Source organism: Streptococcus sp. k-628 (assembly GCF_013277475.1).
Taxonomy (GTDB): domain Bacteria; phylum Bacillota; class Bacilli; order Lactobacillales; family Streptococcaceae; genus Streptococcus.
Window position 1 is genome coordinate 1 of record NZ_VMMZ01000117.1, and the last position, 2,582, is coordinate 2,582.

At 39.2% G+C, this 2,582-nt stretch carries 3 protein-coding genes; all 3 read right to left on the minus strand.

Annotation, left to right across the window (positions count from 1 at the left end):
• Positions 1–40: 40 nt before the first annotated feature.
• The 3 genes from HT730_RS10260 to HT730_RS10270 are packed head-to-tail and all read right to left on the minus strand — an operon-like array spanning position 41 to position 2,384.
• The gene (locus HT730_RS10260; protein WP_173254428.1) at positions 41–1,516 is read right to left on the minus strand and encodes a PTS galactitol transporter subunit IIC; all 1,476 of its coding nucleotides are present in this window, start codon (positions 1,514–1,516) and stop codon (positions 41–43) included.
• Positions 1,517–1,563: 47 nt separating this feature from the next.
• Positions 1,564–1,869 (minus strand): PTS sugar transporter subunit IIB, encoded by a 306-nt coding sequence (locus tag HT730_RS10265; RefSeq protein WP_000590550.1) that lies wholly within the window; start codon positions 1,867–1,869, stop codon positions 1,564–1,566.
• Between the two features lie 38 nt (positions 1,870–1,907).
• Complete coding sequence (locus HT730_RS10270; RefSeq protein WP_000521974.1) at positions 1,908–2,384, minus strand: PTS sugar transporter subunit IIA; 477 nt, start codon at positions 2,382–2,384, stop codon at positions 1,908–1,910.
• Positions 2,385–2,582: the final 198 nt, after the last annotated feature.

Consider the following 2,582-nt stretch of genomic DNA (forward strand, 5'->3'; position numbering starts at 1 on the left):
CTCTTTGATTTTCATTGAGCTTACATTTTATAGGAGCGCATTATTTTGCTTTTGCTGCGTACTCTTCGTTACGTTTAATCATTTGTTTTCTGTACCAAGCAAAGATACCGATATAGAATACAAGGAAGACTACTGCACCAAGGATTGCTTTGATATCACCTGTTGTAGTGTTACCAATTGTCCAACCAAGAAGTTTTTCGATTGGTCCTTCAAGAGTTGAGTGAGTGATCAATTGAGTTTCACTCACACCTGCTGGGAAGGCACCTACACCTTTAGCAAGTTCTGTTGCAAATGGTGCGATAAGTGTACCTGAAAGAAGGAAGAGTGGCAACAAGAGTGTTCCAAAGATGATCATACGGAGCAATTTACCACGAGTTACAACCAAGAGAGCTGGAGTAACACCCATAGCGATGATACCTGCAAGTGGCAAGATACCATTTCCGACTTTTGAAAGAAGCACCGCTTCAACCAACATAATTGGTGCAAGTACGTTGGCACAAGCCCAGATTTCAGCACGACCAGCGATGAATGGCCAGTCAAGACCGATGTTGAATTTACGTCCTTGAAGACGTTTAGTAGCAACGTTTGTAATACCTTGTGAAAGTGGTTCTACGGCTGCGATGAACCATGAACCGATAAGTGAGAAGAGTTCCAAAGATACACCGGCAGTCAAACCAAGAGACAACCATCCTCTGATAACAAGACGCCATTTATCTGCATCTTCAACCCCTGCAATTGGATGTGGAGTTCCCATAATACCGATAACGATACCAAGGATGAAACCGATAAAGAATTTAGAACCCCAGAAACCGATTTTCTTATTCAATTTTGCGGCGTCAAAGTCGTATTTATCAAGACCTGGGAAGAATTTTTCAAAAATCTTATCCAAAACCATGATAACTGGGTTCATCATGTAGTTCATGTGAGTTGATGTCATTGGTGATGAACTTGGAGCGTTAAGAAGGTCATCAAATGTAGGTTTCATCAAGTCAGAGTTGATAATTTTCAACACACCAACAAGGACGATAGCTGCTGTAGCAATAAAGAGTGAAACCCCTTGACTCACACCGTTGTTATCTGCATACCATTTAATCAAAAGACCTGTGATAGACAAGTGCCAGATATCAAAGATATCAACGTCAAGTGTATCAGTTTTCTTCATAGCTAGCATCACTATGTTGACAATCAACATGATGAGCAAGAAGTAAAGTGTCCAAGCAGATCCCCAAGTGATTGTTGCAAGTGGTGCCCAACCAACGTCAGTAATACTCAATTGGATACCAGTATTTTCAACGAATTTTGCTAGTGATGCTGAGAAAGCAGTGTTTAGCATACCGATGATGGCACCGATACCTGTAAGAGCGATGGCAAGTTTGATACCACCTTCAAGCGCTTTGGAGAATTTCACTCCAAAAAGTAGAGCCAATACTGTCAAAATGATTAACATGATGACAGGTCCACCCATATCTAAGACGGGCGTGAAAACCTTTTTGATTAGGTCAAAGATTGCATCCATAACAGTTCCTCCCTTTTTTATGTTATATGAATGTTAACAAATTAAAATTAGCTTAACCCGTGTTCTTTAATAGCCGCTTCAATATTATCATATACTGGAGCACTCATAGCTGGGATACGGAATAAGATTGGTCCAGCTTCGATAACTGGAATACCTGGGTCAAAACCAAGGTCTGTCGCAGCAATTGGTGTGAAGATGTCATAACCTTTGATAAGGTCTTCGTTAACGTCTTTGACCATGACTGCATCACAGTGCACATCGTAACCACGGTTTGAAAGTTCTTCTTCAAGAGCACTTTTAATTTGGTGGCTTGAGTTAACACCTGCACCGCAGGCAGCAAGAATTTTAATCATATGGATCTCCTCCGATTTAATATTTTTAATAGACAAGATTAAGCGATTGCTTCAGCGATATAAGCATAGAGGGCTTCTGGTTCAGAAATTTTTGATAGGTCTTCAAGATGACCATTTCCTGTGAAAAAGTCCATCAACTGAGCAAGAATATTGGTTTGACTTGAACTCGAGTTATTGATGATAAAGAAGAGCAAGGATACTTCTACTTCCTTATCTGGCGCAATCATGTTGTGGAAAGTCACCGGTTTCTCTAATCGAACGACCACAACTTTCTCCGCTAAATTATGAACAATATCTGTGTGAGGAATAGCCACATTCGGCAAATCCTTACCCAAAAATTCCATATCTAAGCCAGTTGGAAATGACTTTTCACGCGTGATCAAGGCTTCACGATAGGTCGGAGTTACGATTTCTCGTTCTTCCAATAAAGTTGCAACCTGATCAAAGAGATGTTCTTGATTATCCGCTTCTAAGCAAAACACAAGGTTTTTGTCAAAGAAATGATCTAATCCCATAAGGTTTTCCCTTCTTTCCATTAACTTTATGCCATAAGTATAACACTATATGAAATCGTTGTCAATAGTTTTCTGTTGATTTTTGTCTCTTTTTTTATATTTTTGTTGTGTTTATAGTTTGTTATATAAAAATAAACAAACAAACAAATACTCCAAGCATTTTTTATGTTCTAATATTAGAGCAAACTAGGAAGCTAG

What these genes read in the sequence shown, in the direction of transcription:
- HT730_RS10260 (WP_173254428.1), bottom strand. Translation starts at nt 1,516, where the DNA reads ATGGATGCAATCTTTGACCTAATCAAAAAGGTTTTCACGCCCGTCTTA.
- HT730_RS10265 (WP_000590550.1), bottom strand. Translation starts at nt 1,869, where the DNA reads ATGATTAAAATTCTTGCTGCCTGCGGTGCAGGTGTTAACTCAAGCCAC.
- HT730_RS10270 (WP_000521974.1), bottom strand. Translation starts at nt 2,384, where the DNA reads ATGGGATTAGATCATTTCTTTGACAAAAACCTTGTGTTTTGCTTAGAA.